The following is an 18030-nucleotide window of genomic DNA, read 5'->3' as shown; positions in this document are numbered from 1 at the left end:
AAGAAAGATGAAAAAGATATTATTTACGCTTTTAATAATCTGTGGATTTGGTCTTAATGCCCAAAGAACGGATTATGACTGGAAAAAAATGGACCCCAAACAGAGGAAAGAGGTCATTAACAGTCTTTCTCCTGAAGAAAGAAAAGCACTTCTGACTAAATTCAGAAATAATATGGTGATGGATAATCTGGATATAGATCCCGGTGATAAAGATGAATTCACAGATATTTACAACGAATATCTCGAAAGCCAGAAACAGATCAAAAACCAGTTTAATTCTGATTTTAATCCTGATAATTTATCTGATGAAGAGGCTAAAGCCAAGCTTCAGCAAAGTTTTGAAGTAGGGCAGAAGCTTTTGGATAACAGGAAAAAATACGCTGATAAAATGCAGCAGGTAATTCCTTGCCAAAAAGTCTTGAAGCTTTTTCAGACAGAGGGTATGATGAGGGAAAAGGTAAATGAAAGAAAACCTCGCGGAAATAACGCTACAAGACAAAGATAAAACCATAATAGTTTATTTTTTTAATGTTGGACGACTCTTGCAATTTATTGTGGGAGTCGTTTAATTTAAAGTTATTCTTAGTTTTGCGGAAATTTATACCATGAAACATATACTTTTCTTTCTATTCTTCTGTACAATCTTATCTGCACAGAAAATCGAAATAATAGAGCTTTCCAAATCAATCAGTGATAAAAATAATTCTGTTAAAACATTTACAGTAATTGACCAAAGGCCAGACATGCATATAGGCAATGGCAGAAACTGAGAAGGCATTGGATCCTCTTACAGGACATTACCTCTTACCCGAAGACTTTGGTAAAGCTAAATAACATAAGAATGTTTATTTAATTCAGTCTTAAATAAGTTAAACAGGTTATATTAGTTAAAGTAAATAATACACACTAAAAATTAGAGCAAGGAATTATCCTGCATTTTATTATCTTTGCAAATTACAAGATTCTTAAATGAAAAACATACGAAATTTTTGCATAATCGCTCATATTGATCACGGTAAAAGTACCTTGGCAGACCGTCTTTTGGAGTATACCAACACGGTGACCCAAAGAGAATTGCAGTCTCAGACCCTGGATGATATGGATTTGGAGAAAGAACGTGGGATCACCATCAAATCTCACGCAATCCAGATGGATTATGAATACAAAGGAGAAAAATATATTTTAAACCTTATTGATACACCGGGACACGTAGATTTCTCTTATGAGGTTTCCCGTTCCATTGCTGCCTGTGAAGGGGCGCTTTTGATTGTAGATGCAGCACAAAGTATTCAGGCACAAACTATTAGTAACTTATATTTAGCTTTGGAAAATGATTTAACCATCATCCCGATTCTGAATAAAATCGATCTTCCTTCGGCAAATCCGGAAGAAGTAACCGATGAAATCATGAACCTTATCGGCTGTGAATATGAAGATGTATTAAGAGTTTCAGGTAAAACAGGAGAAGGAGTTCATCATTTGCTTGAGCAAATTGTTGAAAGAATTCCGGCTCCGGTAGGAAATCCCGACGGCCCGCTTCAGGCGCTGATTTTTGACTCGGTTTACAACCCTTTCAGAGGGATTGAGGCTTATTTTAAAGTGGTGAACGGAAGTATTTCTAAAAATGAAAAGGTTAAATTTTTCGCAACAGGAAAAGAATACGGAGCGGATGAAGTGGGAACTCTGAAGCTGAAGCAGGTTCCGAAGAAAACAATCCAGTGTGGAGATGTAGGCTATTTGATTTCGGGGATAAAAGATGCCCGAGAAGTAAAAGTAGGAGATACCATCACTTCATTTGAAAATCCTGCAGATGGACCGATTGAAGGATTTGAGGAAGTAAAGCCAATGGTTTTCGCCGGAATTTATCCTATTGATTCTGAAGATTTTGAAGAACTCAGATTCTCTCTTGAAAAGTTGAGACTGAATGATGCTTCCCTTGTTTTTGAACCGGAAAGTTCAGCAGCATTAGGATTTGGTTTCCGATGCGGATTTTTAGGAATGCTTCACATGGAAATTGTTCAGGAAAGGCTTGACCGTGAGTTTAATATGAACGTGATTACAACGGTTCCCAACGTATCTTATTTTGGATATTCCAAAAGAGAACCGGAAGTTCCAATTTTGATCAACAACCCATCAGAAATGATGGATCCTACGATTATGGACAGGGTAGAAGAGCCTTTCATTAAAGCGTCCATCATTACAAAATCAGATTTTGTAGGTGCGGTAATGACTCTGTGTATCGAAAAAAGAGGTGAAATCGTTAACCAGAGCTATCTGACTTCAGAAAGAGTAGAATTGGTTTTCAATATGCCTTTGGCAGAAGTGGTTTTCGACTTTTATGACCGCTTAAAATCAATTTCTAAAGGCTATGCTTCATTCGACTACCATCCGATCGGATTCAGGGCTTCCAAGCTTGTGAAAATGGACATCCTGATCAATGGAGACATGGTAGATGCTTTGTCTTCCCTGATTCACGATTCCAATGCCTATCACATCGGTAAAAAAATGTGTGAAAAGCTTCGTGAACTGATCCCAAGACAGCAGTTTGATATTGCCGTTCAGGCCGCACTGGGAACAAAAGTTATTGCAAGGGAAACCATTAAAGCGTTAAGAAAAGACGTTACCGCAAAATGTTACGGAGGAGATATTTCCAGAAAGAGAAAACTTTTGGAGAAGCAGAAAGAAGGGAAAAAGAAAATGAAACAGATTGGTAGAGTAGAAGTACCGCAATCAGCGTTCATGGCCGTTCTTAAACTGAATGATTAATATAAAAAAGACCGATACTCCAACTATCGGTCTTTTTATTTTCAGAGATTTCTCTGCTTTTCTATAAGATTCCCCTGAATCACCAAAGCTCCCAATCCCAGGATTATTTCAGCAATCCCTAAAATTCTCACAAGATTAGGACCGCAAACGAGACATTCCGGTTCGGGAAAAGGCTTTTTTCCTGCAACAATGATGAGAACGCCGCCAATAATAATGATGAGTACAATAAATACTCTTAATACTGATTTCATAATGGTGTAAATTAGTTTCTAATGCCTACTTTTTCAGGATTTCGGCGTTACCTTTTGTGTATACCAAAATTGAATATAATATTCAGGAAATCAATACGTAAAATCACTATTTTGTTACCGGAAATCTACTGATGATTTATTATTTTTTTCGGGTGTAGTTTATTTCCATGGTCTTAAACTCTTTTCCTGTTTTAGCATCAGGACCATACATTTCCATTTTTTGGGTGTTATCGTCTACAAATGTGTAAATTTCCCTTACATTACAGTCTTTACCAGGTCTTGATGGATCCGTCATTTTTCCTTTAAATTCTATAGATTTTGTAGAGGCATTCCATATGCCTTCCATATTCATAATTCCGGTTCCCATATTGTCGATCCATGAGCTTACAAATTTTTTCTTTGAATTGTCATAGCCTACGATACTGATTCCTTCAAAAGGCATTCCCATCATATCACCTTTATGCGTGCTCATCTGGTAACGTCCGTCAAAAACCATTTTATTGGTTGCTTCAGATTTGCTCATCATAGGCTGGCTTCCGTTTTCCATCCACATTTTAGTTTCACCTACCCAGTTTCCGTCTGATTTGGCAAGCATTTTTTGCATTTCTCCCGGAGTTGCATAATCCATCCAGGCTTTTGTAGCCGTTGCAGAATCTACAGGTTTCCATTCTTCATTTGCTGTAGAATCCGTTGCATCGGATGAAGTTTTTACATCCATTTTCACTTTATCGCATCCGATAAATACGGAAGCTGCAAAAGCAGCAAGTAATAATTTTTTCATAATTAATTCGTTTTAAGTTGTTTATAAATGTAATAAAAAATAAGGATCAAATAAATTTTATTTTAATGTGATACTATTTCTCTAAATTGTAATTTTGTGTATTCACAACACAAATCAGCATAATGAATACTCCAAAAAAGTTACAGGATATAAAAGTAGCAGTAGATGCTGTTGTTTTCGGATACTTTGATAAAAAGGATCTTCAGATTCTCCTTATTAAAAGAAATATTGAACCTTTTAAAGGAAGTTGGGCGCTTCCCGGAGGACTGGTTCTTGATGATGAAAGCCTGGATGATGCCGTGAAAAGAGAATTGTATGAGGAAGCCGGTATAAAGCCGGATTTTCTGGAGCAGCTCTATACTTTCGGAAACGTGGGACGCGATCCGAGAAACAGAGTGGTTTCCGTAACATATCTGGGGTTGGTAAATCCTTCTTATCACAACCTTTCTGCTGATTCCGATGCAGATGATGCCCAGTGGTTCAGTGTCAATGAACTTCCCGAGCTCGCTTTTGATCATCAGATCATTATTGATACGGCATTAAAAAGACTTCGTACCAAAATCCAGTATCAGCCGATAGGATTTAATTTATTGAATGAAGAATTTCCATTTTCAGACCTTGAAAATTTATATAAAACTATTGTAGGACAGGAAATTGACCGCCGGAATTTCCGGAAAAAAATCATGAGCTACGGACTTTTAAATGAAACCGAAAACGTTAAAAAGCAAGGCAGCGGCAGACCCGGAAGACTTTTTACTTTTAATCAAAAAAAATACAAAGAGCTGGAAGAACAGGGATTTTATTTTGAAATTAAATAATACTAATGGCTTAGAATGTAAAATTTTATTAAAACCATTTCATTTACTAAAGAGACTGATAGTTTTTATATATTGAACAAAACTAAAGAATTGCTTAAATTTGTACCTGAATTAAAAACAAAAATATGTATCCAACAGATTTAGTAATGCCTATGAAGGCTGAACTTACAGATAAAGGTTTCGAAGACCTGACCACTCCGTCACAAGTAGAAGAAGCATTAAAACAAAGCGGAACAACCCTTTTGGTAATCAATTCCGTTTGTGGATGTGCAGCAGGAGCGGCAAGACCCGGAGTCGTTTATTCTTTAACAGGAGATAAAAAACCGGATCATCTTACAACCGTTTTTGCCGGTTTCGATACAGAAGCAGTGGTGGAAGCAAGAAAACACCTTGCCCCTTTTCCGCCGAGTTCGCCTTGTGTAGCTCTTTTCAAGGATGGTGAGCTGGTTCACATGCTGGAAAGACACCATATTGAAGGAAACCCTGCAGGAGCAATTGCAGCCAACCTTCAGGCAGCCTACGATGAATACTGCTAATAAAAAATTATATTTAATAGAAACCGTTACTGATGAAGTAACGGTTTTTTATTTTAACATAATAAAATATTCCCTGAAAATACAAATATTGTTATATTTGTTGGAATGGCAACAAAAGCACTTTTCAATACTGTGGTCAATTGGTTTATTCGTCAGAGAATAGACCAGATTCAGAATTTTATAGATCATCCTATTGAAACACAAAAAGGGGTGTTATTTTCCCAACTGTTTCACGCAGAAGATACGGAGTATGGCAAAAAGTATGGCTTTAATTCTGTTTCCAGCTATCAGGATTTTAAAAACAAGGTCCCGATCGTAACTTATGAGGAGATTGAACCCTATATTGAAAAAGCAAGACAGGGACAGAAAGATGTTACCTGGCCCGGATATATTAAGCATTTTGCCAAATCTTCCGGGACTACCAATGCCAAAAGTAAATTTATTCCTATTTCCGCAGAAAGCCTGGAATATTGTCACATGAAAGCAGGAAAGGATATGGTTTCCATTTATGCCAATAATCATCCTGAAAATCAGCTGTTCAATTATAAAAACCTGCGTCTCGGGGGAAGCTCGGAACTGTATGCGGATTTTAATACCAAATTCGGCGATCTTTCCGCGATCCTTATTGATAATTTGCCATTCTGGGTAGAAATAACAACAACACCCAGCAAAAAGGTTTCGCTGATGGGAGAGTGGGAGAGCAAGCTTAAAGCCATAATCTCTGAAGTTAAAAATGAAGATGTAGGCAGCATTCTGGGGGTTCCTAGTTGGATGATGGTGCTTCTTCAACGTGTTATAAATGAAGCCGGAATCAACAATATTTCTGAATTGTGGCCGAATCTGGAAGTTTTCTTTCATGGCGGGATCAGCTTTAAACCATACCGGGAGCAATACACACAGATTATCGGGAAAAATATCAATTATTACGAAATTTATAATGCTTCCGAAGGGTTTTTCGGAATTCAGGACCGGTCAAACAGTGATGAGATGCTGCTGATGCTGGATTACGGGATTTTCTATGAGTTTATTCCGATGGAGCAGTTTCATCTTTCCAATCCTAAAGTAGTAAGCCTGGAAGACGTTGAAATAGGTAAGAATTATGCGATGGTTATCACCACGAATGGTGGCCTTTGGAGATACCTTATCGGCGATACGGTGGTATTTACTTCCATCAGTCCGTTCAGGATAAAAATTACGGGAAGAACGAAGCATTACATCAATGCTTTTGGTGAAGAACTGATGATCACAAACGTAGAATCTGCCCTTACCAAAGCGTGTGAGGAGACCAATGCTTCCATTTCAGATTTTACAGGTGCTCCTGTGTTCATGAAAGAAAATGAAGGTGGTGCGCACGAATGGATTTTTGAATTTTGCCGGGTGCCGGACGATCTGGAACGTTTTATTGATGTCTTTGATAATCATTTAAAAGCGATTAATTCTGATTATGAGGCGAAACGTTATAACAATATGACTCTTAAAAGACCTATCGTACACATCGCAAAACCTAATCTTTTCTATTGCTGGCTGGAATCAAAGGGTAAGCTGGGAGGGCAGAATAAAGTGCCGAGATTAAGCAATGACAGAGAATATATTGATCCTTTGCTTGAACTTAATAATAAATAAAATTAACATAAACCCACAGTCTAGACTGCGGGTTTTATTATCTAAATGTATAACAGTTGTTATTTATCTGCTTAAATCTTCCTTGATCTTTTTTGCACCGTCTTCTACTTTTCCGGCACCTTTTGCAGCAGCATCTTTTACATCCTTACCTACTTTATCAGTTTCGGTTTTGATATCCTGTCCTGCTTTCTGAAGGTTCGCTTTGGCTTTATCCGCTGTAGCATCAATTTTATTTTTGGCATCTTCTGCAGCATGGTCTATCTTTTCTCCTGCAGCATTGATTCTGGATTCCGTTTTTTCCTTTACGCCATTAATCTTTGCTGTATCAACGCCCAATCCGCTTTCAGAAACAGTGGTGGTTGTAGTAACACTTCCGTCCGGATTTTCTACCGTTTCGGTTTTTGATGTTGATTTGGTGCATGATATCATCAATGCTGCAATCATTAATCCTGATAAAAAGTTTTTTTTCATATGTATTGATAAATTTTTAGTTGAAATTCAAATGTTATTCCTTTTTTACATCGCTTTCGGACGTTTCTGAGGCTTTTTGTTTTTTCTCTTCTTCTGCTTTTTTCTTATTTTCTTTTTCCAGTTCTTCTTTAATTTTTTTCTCCTGTTCCTGAAGTTTAAGAGCTTCTTTCAAAGAGTCTTGGTATTTCCTGGAAGACATTCTGATCTGTTCTGCAACATCAACCGATATGGCTCCGGTTGAAAAAGAATCAACAGCAACTGTATCATAGTCTGCCTTCGGGCTGTCTGCAGGATAAAGATCCTGAGGTTCTTTTTTTGAGCATGAAACGGCTGAAATTAATAAAAAGAAAAGTATACAAAACAAATTTTTCATAAGAACTAATTTAACAGAATTTCTGCAATTAAAAGCACAGCTTGCAGGACAATTTATCATAAGTTTCAGTTCAACTGACAATGATTTAATAATTAAATAACTTATTATGTTTTATTTTTCGGATTTAAATGTTGCAATAACAGGAAAATGGTCGGAAAGCTTTACGGAACGGTCTACTTTATAACTCAGTGGCTTTACCGATGGCGAAGAGAAAATATAGTCAATTCTTATCGGGAATTTGTAATCGTGGAAACTTGTAGCGCTTCCCCTTCCTGCTTCTACAAAGGCATCTTGTAAGCCTTCAAGTAAATGATAATATTCGTAAGAATTGGGAACCGAGTTGAAATCTCCTGCCAGAATTACAGGATAGGGAGATTCATCAATGCTTTTTCTGACTGCGCTGATCTGTTCCTGATGCATTTTGAAGGTAGGAATAAGTCTTTTCACGACATCTTTTAGTTTCTGTTCATCTTCTTCGCTATTGCCATTAAGCTTTACCATACTTTTTTGAAATTTAAATGGCTGCAAGTACACATTGATAAAACGGTATATTTTTCCTTTTATTTCAATGTCGGTTTGGGACGCATACGCATTATTATATTCATAATCACTTTCAATAAGCTGCTTCTGCTCTATAAATCTGTGTTTTGAAAAAACAGTAATGATGTGACCTTGTGAACCTTCTTTCATTCCATTAAATTGATATTTTTTATTAATACCATATTCCTGAAGCAGAACAATATCCGGTTTGTGACTGTTAATATAGGACTCTATATTCCCTTTTCCGTAGAAACCGCCTTTGGCATTCAACGAAATAATTTTCAGGTCCGGAATCTCATTTTTCTGAGGCATGTAATTGATCCACCGGATTACCGGTTTGAAAAACAGCAGTCCGAAAAGTAAAAAAACGAATGCTCTCTTTTTCCAGCTTATAATCCAAAAAAGAGTGAGCAAAAGATATACCATCATGAATACAGGAAAACCTAAAGAAAGCAGATTGAACCACGGAAATGTTTTTGGTGGTACGTATGCATTCAGAAGTGTTCCGACAAGCAGGAAAGATATTCCTACATGTATGATGAAAAATATAAGACGAATGATTTTCACGAATTTTTAATTGAATCGATATAGATGTTTTCTCCAGATTTTTGCAAGAATCCATCCTACTAATGCTCCGCCTACGTGGGCGAAATGAGCTATTCCTCCTACATTACCTGAAATTCCGAGCCATACAGAGCCTATAACAATAATTGGCAGTAAATATTTAACTTTCATAGGAATCGGAATAAACATGATCCCGATTTTTGCATCAGGGTAAAGTGTTGCAAACGCTGCCACAACCCCGAAAATCGCTCCGGAAGCTCCTACCATTGGTGACGTTAATGCAATATAAAGATTATAAGCATCTTCATTATTTGTATAAGGTGTGGGATTAAAATTAAATTTACTGAGGTCTGCTTTAATAAAAATCTCCGAAACATTGATATTGGCATCTGTAAGAGCAGAAGTAAGTTGCTGAACCTCATAAAAGTTCCATAAATTAAAAAGGAAAAAAGCACCTAAACCACTCAAAAAGTATAAAATCAAATATTTTTTCTCTCCTAAAACTTGTTCCAGCACAGGTCCGAAACTCCATAATGTAAGCATGTTGAAAATAATATGAGCATATCCTCCATGCATAAACATATGCGTAATAATCTGCCATGATCTGAAATTGGGTGAAAAAGGATAAAATGCAGATAGGGAAACGTAAAATTGAGGGAATATAAAACCAACCAAAATAAATACAATTACATTGATGATGATGATATTTCTCGTGATAGGAGGGATACTATTAAACATACTTTAAAATTTATTTTTAAAATCATTGAACGGAACTTCAAAAAAGCATCTTTTTCCATTGGGTAAAAATTCCGGGAAACCTAATGCCGTAAAATCTCTGATCAGCTGTTCCGCATCTTTCTTGTAGATATAATCAAATCTTGACTTCGACTGCATTTTGTTCCACTGATTCTGGTAAAACTGCAGGAATTCTTCTTCTGTCTTATATTCCAGAATGTCAAAAAGATTCTCCAGGAATTTCATGACCTGGGTTTCTTTCAAACCTTCCGGTACGGCATCAATCCTTAGAACGCTTTCATGGGCGATGCTCATTTCAAATCCTAATTCAGGAAGAAATTTTTTGATTGATTTATATTTGTTCTTTTCAATCTCATTCATGTGATACTCAAGAGAAAAGAGCAGGGAGTGGCTGTTCGTAGTTCCTTTTTTTACAGGTTTTGTGTTTTCGGAAACCACAAGCCTGTGCATTCTTCCAAGATCTAGCATCAGGGTTTTATCTCCTTTATTGAAGAGCCAGTAGCCATTTGGGAGTCGCATCAGATCTTCATCAAAATCTTCATCTTCAAAAAGGTTTATTTTTGAAGGTTCGGCTGAAATATTCTGGTGGTACATCTCGGCAAGATTCTGAATTTCTGCCTGTTTTACTCCTCTTTCTTCCAGAAACGGATTATAATCTTTGTCTACAATAATTTCAGGCATTTTGATAAACCCGCTTCCACCTCCGTTGCTTTTGCTTGGAAATGTTTTCTGCATGATTTCATCCAGGTGCGGATCTTTTTCGAAATCAAGGCTTGGTGCAACATTGTAAATTCCCAATGATCTTTTAATGGTAGAGCGCAACAATGCAAAGATCAGATGCTCATCTTCAAATTTTACTTCCGTTTTCTGAGGATGTATATTGACATCAATCTTTTCAGGATCTAATTCTAAAAAAAGAAAAAACGTAGGAATATATCCCGGCAGCAGCAATCCTTCAAAAGCTTCCTGCACCGCTTTATTGAAATACGGACTTTTAAAATATCTTCCGTTTACAAAAAGAAACTGTTCTCCTCTCGTTTTCTTGGCTCCATCAGGTTTAGCTACAAACCCGTGAAGTTTACACCAGATGATATCTTCTTTAATAGGAATAAGCTGGGGCTGCAGTTTTCTTCCGAAAATATCCACAATACGCTGCATCTGGCTTCCTTTTCTTAATCTGAAAACCGCTTCATCGTCATGAAAAAGGGAAAACTCAAGATTTTCATGCGCCAGGGCAACACGTTGAAATTCATCAATAACATGTCTGAATTCGATATTATTATTTTTAAGGAATTTTCTTCTGGCCGGAACGTTATAGAAAAGATTTTTTACTAAAAAATTGGAGCCGTCTGCCGTCTGAACAGGATCCTGAAACTGAAACACTCCGCCTTCTATATAGATATTGGTTCCTATGGTTGCATCTTTCTGCTTGGTTCTCAGTTCTACCTGGGAGACCGCTGCAATAGAAGCAAGTGCTTCGCCACGGAATCCTTTTGTGGCAATTTTAAAAATATCTTCCGTTCCTCTGATTTTGGAAGTGGCGTGTCTCTCAAAAGCCATCCTTGCATCCGTCTCAGACATTCCTTTTCCGTCATCTACCACCTGAATCAGATTTTTTCCGGCATCTCTTACAATCAGTTCAATCTTCGTGGCTTCGGCATCAATTGCATTTTCCAAAAGTTCTTTTACAATGGATGCAGGTCTCTGCACCACCTCTCCTGCCGCAATTTGGTTGGCTACATGATCCGGTAAAAGCTGAATAATATCTGACATAAAAAAAGTAAATCAACTTACAAAAATAGGCATTCAGAATAAGAATTAAAACAATAACCCCCTGAATTAAAAATTAATTATCAACATATCAACATTCCTGCGACGTTTTTATTTCAGCTAAAACGATCTTCCGTAAGCATTTTCTAAAAAACACAATCCCCCAATTGTATTACACAATTAGAGGATTGATTCACAGCTAGTTTACACAAAATTAATACTGATATGTATTGTCTTTAAATAAGAAATCTTTATAAGAACATTTATTCTTCGAAAATAAGTTTTCTCTTTTTCTCTCCTTTTTGTTTGATTCCGGAACCTCCATGGATCTTATCATACAGAAAAGCTAAAAAGTTAGGTTTTCTATATATTTTGCTGTATCTATATTGCGTGTTATAATGTCTCAGATGAATTTTATAGGCATCATATCCAATTACAACCAGCAAGCAAAGACTGATCACATAAAAAACCCTGAACTCAAGATAATAATAGGTAAGTCCGGAAAATACCGCTCCCAAAACATACGCAAGCATAATACTCATTAACAATTTGGCTCTTGCTACCAACTCTCCGTTTTTCCTGAATTTTTTCTGGGTAAACATAGAAAACAGAATTCCAAGGTCGGTGGTAGTACCGGTAAGGTGGGTTGTTTTCACGGAGAAGTTGGAAATACTTGCCGTTAAACCATTCTGTAGTCCTGTAGCAAAAAGCATTAATGCGACCAGATATTCTGTTTCCTCAAGGGTTTTACGATAATAAAACTGTCCATAGATTCCTACAAAAAGGAGGCATACTATTTCAAGCACCAAAGGCATGGCATGCGCGAAATATTTACTCTTCCTGTTGAAGTTGATGACCATAAAATTGGATACAAACCCTCCGAAGAAGAAAAGAAAAATCCAGCCTCCCACTACGGCAACCTGCGACCAGTTGGCCTTACTGATTTCTGCTGCGAGGATAGCATAGTGCCCTGTTACGTTTGACGTAAACGAGAGAAATATCAACAGGGAAGCAATATTTATAGTACCCGCCGTAAAGGCAGTCAGCGTTCCCAGTCTTATGTTGTCTCCCAACGTCCTGCTGTTACTATAATTCCTTAACATTTTTAAAATTTTATAAGTCTGATTTAAACTTCCACAAAGATTTCTGCCAGTCTTCCTTTTTCAGGCATGTGTTTTTTAACTTCTAATGAAATTTCGTAGCTTTTAAGGTCTTTGCATTTTTTGATATAAGGAATTACATCAAATTTTCCGTTTCCTTTACTTTTAATAGACGAAGCGTAATAAGCCTCCTCGATATTTTCAGCTTTTACATAATTGTTAAAGGTTCTCTGGAAGCTTCCCGTGAAAATATCACACACAATTTTATTAATGAGGTGAGGATATTTATTTTTGATAATGGTATACGCTTCACAGAATTCCTGAGGCCTTAATTTATTGAAAATCGTACTTTTTGTATTAAAAAGAAGATCTCTGATAGAATCTCCCGTATCGTATCCTGAAACCAAAAGAATAGTATACTGATTTTGGTCTTCAGCAGCATCTTTCTCCCGCATCACTTTCTTAAGGATGTTCAAAGATTCAAGAGAATAATCTGTAGCTATTAAAATCGTTCTGATCATATTTTTAAGATTTAGGTCGTGTTTATCTTTTTGATGTTACAAAACTAAAATGACCAGATTAGAAGTTCTTTGGAATGGAATTAAAATGTCATTAAAGAGATTAAAATCAGATTAGAATATGCATTTAAAAAAAAGAAATACAAAAAAGTGTAACAAAAAGAGGAGGTTGCCAACTAATACCATATAAAACATCAGAAAAACAATGAAAAAGCTATTTTCAATATTTTTTATCGCGCTTTTTGCTTTTGTAAGTGCTCAGGACAAAGATTCTAAAGAAACGGCGAACCGTTTTTTTTATGAGCTTACCTTTAAACCGAAGAAGGATTCTGCAAAACTGGATAAAGTACTTACTGTACTTGATATTGCTAAAGACCGTTCTGTTTACAGAGATTATACCGTAATAGGACAGGATTCTATTATCAAAGTTCAAGTGGAGGCCATGCAAAAGTCAGGAGTATTCAAAGACCTGTCAAAAACGATCAGGATGCCAAAATTTTCAGAGAAGATTGTAAAATATTATCCGGATATGAAAGTGCAGTATGTTGAAAGAATAGCAAGCGGGTTTTCACCAATGGCTATTGCATACAACGAAACCATCAAGTTTGACTGGAAAATTTCTAATGAAAAAGAGAAAATAGGACCCTATAATGCTCAAAAGGCAACAGTAGATTTCGGAGGAAGAAAGTGGACAGCATGGTTCAGTACGGAACTTCCTTTTCAGGATGGACCTTTTAAATTTTCAGGATTACCGGGTCTCATTGTAAAGATCGAAGACGAAGGTAAAAATTATTCTTGGATCCTGCAGGGAAATAAAAAAGTTCAGAATTGGGAAGAACTTTCTTATTCAGAAAAAATTTCCAATATGTCTCTGAAAGTAACAGATATGCCGAGAGAGAAATTTGAAAAGACATTCAGTGATTTCAAGAAAGATCCTTTTGCTACTGCAAGACCAATGATGACTCAGGAAATTATGTCTAAAACAATACCTGGAATGGACGGAACGATTGGAGATATGATGAAAAAACAGGAGAAAATGTACAAAGATTTCTTCAATTCCAACGATAACCCAATAGAACTTACTTATTCCTCAGCAGATAAAAAGAAAAAATAAGCATTCATATTTAACTAATTATATTGAATCAACCCAAGTGCATTTTTGCATTTGGGTTGATTTCTTTCATATCAATTTGTTATTTAGATTAAATTTAAATAGCGTATATTTGCATACAAAATTTTGGCTTTGAAAGAGATGGGTTTACATAAATTAAGTGGATTTCCCAAAAACAGAATGGGAAAGATTTTAGGGTATGATAACGACAGCCTTAAAATGCCTAACAAAATTATCGAAATGGGGCTTCTTCCGGAAACCTCGTTCAGGATTCTGTATCAGGCCCCTTTCAAAGGACCGATGTATGTAGAATTCGGGGAAGAAAAAAGCCGGATTGCGCTTCGTGAAGAAGAGGGCAGATATATTATTGTTGAAGAATTGAATTGATGCAGGGAAATCATACAAAACAAATACTGTTAGTCGGAAATCCTAATGTAGGAAAATCCACGGTTTTCAATGCGCTTTGCAACAAAAAGCAGAAAACAGGGAACTATGCAGGAGTTACGGTAGCCAGCCATTCCGGATTTTATACCTATAAAAATGAAGTGGTAGAGGTAGTGGATCTGCCGGGATCCTACAGTATTTATCCAAGCTCGGAAGATGAAGCGATCTTCTCGAAGTTTGTGATGGAAAATCAAAAAGATTATGCGGGGGTAATCTATATTCTTGAGGCATTAAGCCTAAAAAGAGGGCTGCTTCTGTTTCAGCAGATCCAGGACCTCGGAATTCCGATGATTCTGGTGGTAAACCAGATCGATCAGGCCGAAAGAAGAGGAATTTCTATTGATATTGACGCATTTTCAGAATCGATAGGTATTACAATTATTCGTACCAATGCAAAAGAACAGATTGGTATTGAAGAACTGAAAGAAGCTGTTTTCCAGAATAATTTTCTGAAAACTTCTGCTCAATCATTTGAAATACCGTCAGAACATAGAGATTTTATCCATAAAGTTGCTTCATACAAAGGTATAGATAACGAATATAAAACCTGGCTTACATTATCACTCGGAACGGATTTGGGAAAAATTAATTCTGTTGTTGAGCAAATAAATGAGCCCGATTCGAAAAGTCTTGTTCCTAAAAGATTACAGGTACAGGAAACGGTCAGACGTTACCAGAATATTGACGGTATTTTATCAAATGTTATTTCTAAAAAACCTCAGTTTAAAGAATTATTAACCGAGAAATTAGATAAGGTACTGGTTCATAAATTCTGGGGATATGTTGTTTTCATGATGATTCTGCTGGTCATTTTCCAAAGCGTATTTTTCCTTGCGGAATATCCGATGAACTGGATCGATGAATTTTTTGCATGGCTTTCCGCTTTTACGGGAGAGCACCTTCCGGAAGGACCTTTAAATTCACTTATTTCTAATGGAATTGTTCCTGGAATCGGGGGGATTGTCATCTTCGCACCGCAGATCGGAATTTTGTTATACTTTCTTTACCTTCTTGAAGATTCAGGATATATGGCAAGAGTGGTCTTCCTTATGGACAGGCTTCTTCGTCCTTTCGGACTGAACGGGAAAAGTATTGTTCCGCTGGTTTCCGGGACAGCCTGTGCAATTCCTGCGGTAATTTCAACAAGAAATATAGAAAACCTTAAAGAAAGGTTATTAACAATTCTGGTAACGCCTTTCATGACGTGTTCTGCAAGGCTTCCTGTTTACAGCATCATTATCGGGCTTATTATCTCGGACGGAACGTTTTTAGGAATAAAATATAAAGCGCTGGTATTGATGGGAATGTACCTTCTGGGTTTTGTGGTTGCTTTGTTTTCAGCCGCCGTTCTTAACAGGTTTATTAAAAATAAAGGTAAAACGTATCTGGTAATGGATTTGCCAACGTACAAAAAGCCGCTTTTCGGATATGATTTTAAAATGGTTCTGGGGAAAGTGTGGGACTTTATTACAGGAGCTGGGAAAATTATTTTCATCGTAAGCATTATCATTTGGTTTTTAAGCTATTTCGGACCCAAACAAAAACCGGATCAATTTGTGGCGACCAACGTTGAGCTTGATCATTCTTACTTAGCCAAAATGGGTAAAGGTATAGAGCCGGTAATTGCACCTCTCGGATACGACTGGAAAATGGGTGTCGGAATCCTGACAAGTTTTGTCGCAAGGGAAGTTTTTGTAGGAACAATGTCTACATTATACAGCCTTGAAGATGATGCGCCGGAGGTAAAAGTAATTGATAAAATGAGAAGAGATGTAAAACCGAACGGCGAAAAAGTGTTTAGCTTTGCAACAGGGGTTTCAGTACTTCTCTTTTACGCATTTGCAATGCAGTGTATTTCTACACTCGCAGTAGTCTACAGAGAAACCAAAAGCTGGAAATGGACAGCTTTACAGGTGATCATGATGACAGGATTGGCATATTTTGTGTCCATGTTTGCATATCAAATCTTAAAATAATGGATTCTTCCTTGCTTTTACAATATATTGTTGTTCTTCTTGTGGTAGCATTTGCCTGCTACTCTTTGTTCAGAATACTTAGAAAGAATTTTGCGCCGAAAAAGTTCAGCTCCAAGCGAACAAACTGTGATAAGGATTGCGGTTGTTCATAACTTTCTGATGGGGTGTGACAAATAATATTTAATTTTGCTTATAATTAAATTATTTAAAAATTAAAACTATAAAACACCCATAATGTCACTAATAAAAAGTATTTCAGGAATCCGTGGAACGATCGGAGGAAAAGTAAATGATAACCTTACACCGCTTGATGTGGTGAAATTTGCTTCCGCATTCGGAACCTGGCTTCAGAATAACAACAATAAAAAAGACCTTACCCTCGTTATTGGTAGAGATGCAAGGATTTCCGGGCAGATGGTGTCCTCTCTCGTTACCGCTACATTACAAGGGTTGGGAATTAACGTAATCGATCTGGGGCTTTCCACTACGCCAACCGTGGAAATTATGGTCCCTGAACTGAAAGCCGACGGAGGAATTATTCTAACGGCTTCTCATAACCCAAAACAATGGAATGCCCTGAAATTACTCAATAATAAAGGTGAATTCATCAGCGGAGAAAACGGAGCCGAAGTTTTAGCCCTTGCAGAAAGTGAAGATTTCAACTATGCGGAAGTTGATGATCTTGGAAAATATGAAACAAGAGATGATGCTTTTGATATTCATATTCAGCAAATTTTAGATCTTCCGATGGTTGATGTAGAAGCTATTAAAGCTAAAAAGTTCAAGGTAGTATTGGATGCTGTAAATTCAACTGGAGGAATTGCCATTCCAATGCTGTTGGATAAACTTGGTTGCGAAACAGTAAAATTATACTGTGAACCAACCGGCCATTTCCCGCACAATCCGGAACCATTGAAAGAGCATTTAGGAGACATCTGTGAACTGGTAAAAAAAGAAGGAGCAGATTTCGGAATTGTAGTAGATCCTGATGTGGACAGATTAGCTTTAATCGACGAAAAAGGTGAAATGTTCGGGGAAGAATACACGTTGGTTGCCGTTGCAGATTATCTGCTGAAAAACAAAAACGGTGTAGCTATTTCAAACCTTTCATCAAGCCGTGCATTAAGAGATGTTGCAAAAAGTCACAACTCAGACTATTTTGCAAGTGCAGTTGGAGAAGTGAATGTAGTTACATTAATGAAGGAGAAAAATGCTGTTATCGGCGGTGAAGGAAACGGAGGAATTATCTATCCGGATCTTCATTACGGTAGAGATTCTCTAGTAGGAGTTGCTTTATTTTTAACGCATCTTGCCAAAGAAAACAAAACGGTTTCTGAACTAAGAGCAGGGTACCCGAGCTATTTCATGGGTAAAAAGAAAATAGAGCTTACCCCGGAAATAAATGTAGATGATATTTTAACCAAAATGGAAAAAGAATATCAAAATGAAGAGGTCTCCACCATCGATGGAGTAAAAATAGATTTTGAAAATAACTGGGTTCACCTGAGAAAATCAAATACGGAACCTATTATCAGAATCTATACCGAGGCTAAATCGCAGGAAGAAGCCGACCGGTTAGGTGATGAAATGATAGCTAAAATCAATAGCTTGATTTAATAAAAGTTAACAACC

Annotated in this window: 18 protein-coding genes; 9 read left to right on the top strand and 9 right to left on the bottom strand. The window is 36.9% G+C overall.

Going from position 1 to position 18030, the window contains the following annotated elements; translation table 11 throughout:
- Positions 1 to 7: 7 nt before the first annotated feature.
- Positions 8 to 505 (top strand): hypothetical protein, encoded by a 498-nt coding sequence (locus ODE14_RS14260; RefSeq protein ID WP_248389289.1) that lies wholly within the window; start codon positions 8 to 10, stop codon positions 503 to 505.
- A 464-nt stretch (positions 506 to 969) separates the two neighbouring features.
- A complete protein-coding gene (lepA, locus tag ODE14_RS14255; protein ID WP_169231635.1) occupies positions 970 to 2766 on the top strand; it encodes a translation elongation factor 4 in 1797 nt (598 codons plus the stop codon).
- Between the two features lie 41 nt (positions 2767 to 2807).
- On the opposite strand, the gene ODE14_RS14250 is transcribed toward lepA, so the two are convergent.
- Positions 2808 to 3017: a hypothetical protein gene (locus ODE14_RS14250; RefSeq protein ID WP_248389291.1), complete on the bottom strand. Its 210-nt coding sequence runs from the start codon at positions 3015 to 3017 to the stop codon at positions 2808 to 2810.
- A 139-nt stretch (positions 3018 to 3156) separates the two neighbouring features.
- Complete coding sequence (locus tag ODE14_RS14245; RefSeq protein WP_248389293.1) at positions 3157 to 3798, bottom strand: DUF1579 domain-containing protein; 642 nt, start codon at positions 3796 to 3798, stop codon at positions 3157 to 3159.
- A 122-nt stretch (positions 3799 to 3920) separates the two neighbouring features.
- Here ODE14_RS14245 and ODE14_RS14240 point away from each other — a divergent pair, with 122 nt between their 5' ends.
- The 3 genes from ODE14_RS14240 (at position 3921) to ODE14_RS14230 (ending at position 6775) form a co-directional block, all read left to right on the top strand.
- Positions 3921 to 4616, top strand: coding sequence for an NUDIX hydrolase (locus ODE14_RS14240; protein ID WP_248389295.1), 696 nt, complete (start codon positions 3921 to 3923; stop codon positions 4614 to 4616).
- A gap of 125 nt (positions 4617 to 4741) precedes the next feature.
- On the top strand, positions 4742 to 5152 hold the full coding sequence (locus ODE14_RS14235) for a BrxA/BrxB family bacilliredoxin (protein WP_248389297.1): 411 nt from the start codon (positions 4742 to 4744) through the stop codon (positions 5150 to 5152).
- Positions 5153 to 5257: 105 nt separating this feature from the next.
- The gene (locus tag ODE14_RS14230) at positions 5258 to 6775 is read left to right on the top strand and encodes a GH3 auxin-responsive promoter family protein (protein WP_263601901.1); all 1518 of its coding nucleotides are present in this window, start codon (positions 5258 to 5260) and stop codon (positions 6773 to 6775) included.
- A gap of 63 nt (positions 6776 to 6838) precedes the next feature.
- On the opposite strand, the gene ODE14_RS14225 is transcribed toward ODE14_RS14230, so the two are convergent.
- From ODE14_RS14225 to ODE14_RS14195, 7 genes are all read right to left on the bottom strand, one after another.
- Complete coding sequence (locus ODE14_RS14225) at positions 6839 to 7246, bottom strand: hypothetical protein (protein WP_263601900.1); 408 nt, start codon at positions 7244 to 7246, stop codon at positions 6839 to 6841.
- 34 nt (positions 7247 to 7280) lie between these two features.
- A complete protein-coding gene (locus tag ODE14_RS14220) occupies positions 7281 to 7619 on the bottom strand; it encodes a hypothetical protein (protein ID WP_263601899.1) in 339 nt (112 codons plus the stop codon).
- Between the two features lie 111 nt (positions 7620 to 7730).
- The gene (locus ODE14_RS14215; RefSeq protein WP_263601898.1) at positions 7731 to 8726 is read right to left on the bottom strand and encodes an endonuclease/exonuclease/phosphatase family protein; all 996 of its coding nucleotides are present in this window, start codon (positions 8724 to 8726) and stop codon (positions 7731 to 7733) included.
- Positions 8727 to 8732: 6 nt separating this feature from the next.
- Positions 8733 to 9461, bottom strand: coding sequence for a rhomboid family intramembrane serine protease (locus ODE14_RS14210; RefSeq protein ID WP_263601897.1), 729 nt, complete (start codon positions 9459 to 9461; stop codon positions 8733 to 8735).
- A gap of 3 nt (positions 9462 to 9464) precedes the next feature.
- Positions 9465 to 11252: a DNA mismatch repair endonuclease MutL gene (gene mutL, locus ODE14_RS14205; protein WP_263601896.1), complete on the bottom strand. Its 1788-nt coding sequence runs from the start codon at positions 11250 to 11252 to the stop codon at positions 9465 to 9467.
- A gap of 260 nt (positions 11253 to 11512) precedes the next feature.
- Positions 11513 to 12352 (bottom strand): YoaK family protein, encoded by an 840-nt coding sequence (locus ODE14_RS14200; RefSeq protein ID WP_263601895.1) that lies wholly within the window; start codon positions 12350 to 12352, stop codon positions 11513 to 11515.
- 23 nt (positions 12353 to 12375) lie between these two features.
- Positions 12376 to 12870 (bottom strand): hypothetical protein, encoded by a 495-nt coding sequence (locus ODE14_RS14195; RefSeq protein ID WP_248389309.1) that lies wholly within the window; start codon positions 12868 to 12870, stop codon positions 12376 to 12378.
- A gap of 202 nt (positions 12871 to 13072) precedes the next feature.
- On the opposite strand from ODE14_RS14195, the gene ODE14_RS14190 reads away from it, so the two are divergent.
- The 4 genes from ODE14_RS14190 (at position 13073) to glmM (ending at position 18015) form a co-directional block, all read left to right on the top strand.
- Positions 13073 to 13981 carry a GLPGLI family protein gene (locus tag ODE14_RS14190; RefSeq protein WP_248389311.1) on the top strand — a complete coding sequence of 303 codons (909 nt, stop codon included), beginning with the start codon at positions 13073 to 13075 and terminating at the stop codon, positions 13979 to 13981.
- A gap of 138 nt (positions 13982 to 14119) precedes the next feature.
- Entirely contained in the window at positions 14120 to 14365 is a 246-nt protein-coding gene (locus ODE14_RS14185) for a FeoA family protein (RefSeq protein WP_066438285.1), read from the top strand.
- Positions 14365 to 16398: a ferrous iron transport protein B gene (gene feoB / locus ODE14_RS14180; protein ID WP_263601894.1), complete on the top strand. Its 2034-nt coding sequence runs from the start codon at positions 14365 to 14367 to the stop codon at positions 16396 to 16398. The genes ODE14_RS14185 and feoB overlap by 1 nt, the downstream gene beginning before the upstream one ends.
- Before the next feature lie 234 nt (positions 16399 to 16632).
- The gene (gene glmM / locus ODE14_RS14175) at positions 16633 to 18015 is read left to right on the top strand and encodes a phosphoglucosamine mutase (protein ID WP_263601893.1); all 1383 of its coding nucleotides are present in this window, start codon (positions 16633 to 16635) and stop codon (positions 18013 to 18015) included.
- Positions 18016 to 18030: the final 15 nt, after the last annotated feature.

The organism is Chryseobacterium sp. PET-29, assembly GCF_025736815.1.
In the GTDB taxonomy this organism is placed as follows: Bacteria; Bacteroidota; Bacteroidia; order Flavobacteriales; family Weeksellaceae; genus Chryseobacterium; species Chryseobacterium nepalense.
The sequence above is the reverse complement of the archived record's forward strand: the minus strand, read 5'-3'. Positions and strand labels throughout refer to the sequence as shown.

Bases quoted from the DNA above. Each gene is read 5' to 3' on its own strand.
- ODE14_RS14250 (WP_248389291.1), bottom strand. From the start codon at position 3,017: ATGAAATCAGTATTAAGAGTATTTATTGTACTCATCATTATTATTGGC.
- glmM (WP_263601893.1), top strand. From the start codon at position 16,633: ATGTCACTAATAAAAAGTATTTCAGGAATCCGTGGAACGATCGGAGGA.
- ODE14_RS14210 (WP_263601897.1), bottom strand. From the start codon at position 9,461: ATGTTTAATAGTATCCCTCCTATCACGAGAAATATCATCATCATCAAT.
- ODE14_RS14225 (WP_263601900.1), bottom strand. From the start codon at position 7,246: ATGAAAAAAAACTTTTTATCAGGATTAATGATTGCAGCATTGATGATA.
- ODE14_RS14260 (WP_248389289.1), top strand. From the start codon at position 8: ATGAAAAAGATATTATTTACGCTTTTAATAATCTGTGGATTTGGTCTT.
- ODE14_RS14195 (WP_248389309.1), bottom strand. From the start codon at position 12,870: ATGATCAGAACGATTTTAATAGCTACAGATTATTCTCTTGAATCTTTG.
- ODE14_RS14230 (WP_263601901.1), top strand. From the start codon at position 5,258: ATGGCAACAAAAGCACTTTTCAATACTGTGGTCAATTGGTTTATTCGT.
- ODE14_RS14185 (WP_066438285.1), top strand. From the start codon at position 14,120: ATGGGTTTACATAAATTAAGTGGATTTCCCAAAAACAGAATGGGAAAG.
- ODE14_RS14245 (WP_248389293.1), bottom strand. From the start codon at position 3,798: ATGAAAAAATTATTACTTGCTGCTTTTGCAGCTTCCGTATTTATCGGA.
- lepA (WP_169231635.1), top strand. From the start codon at position 970: ATGAAAAACATACGAAATTTTTGCATAATCGCTCATATTGATCACGGT.
- feoB (WP_263601894.1), top strand. From the start codon at position 14,365: ATGCAGGGAAATCATACAAAACAAATACTGTTAGTCGGAAATCCTAAT.
- ODE14_RS14190 (WP_248389311.1), top strand. From the start codon at position 13,073: ATGAAAAAGCTATTTTCAATATTTTTTATCGCGCTTTTTGCTTTTGTA.
- mutL (WP_263601896.1), bottom strand. From the start codon at position 11,252: ATGTCAGATATTATTCAGCTTTTACCGGATCATGTAGCCAACCAAATT.
- ODE14_RS14200 (WP_263601895.1), bottom strand. From the start codon at position 12,352: ATGTTAAGGAATTATAGTAACAGCAGGACGTTGGGAGACAACATAAGA.
- ODE14_RS14220 (WP_263601899.1), bottom strand. From the start codon at position 7,619: ATGAAAAATTTGTTTTGTATACTTTTCTTTTTATTAATTTCAGCCGTT.
- ODE14_RS14240 (WP_248389295.1), top strand. From the start codon at position 3,921: ATGAATACTCCAAAAAAGTTACAGGATATAAAAGTAGCAGTAGATGCT.
- ODE14_RS14235 (WP_248389297.1), top strand. From the start codon at position 4,742: ATGTATCCAACAGATTTAGTAATGCCTATGAAGGCTGAACTTACAGAT.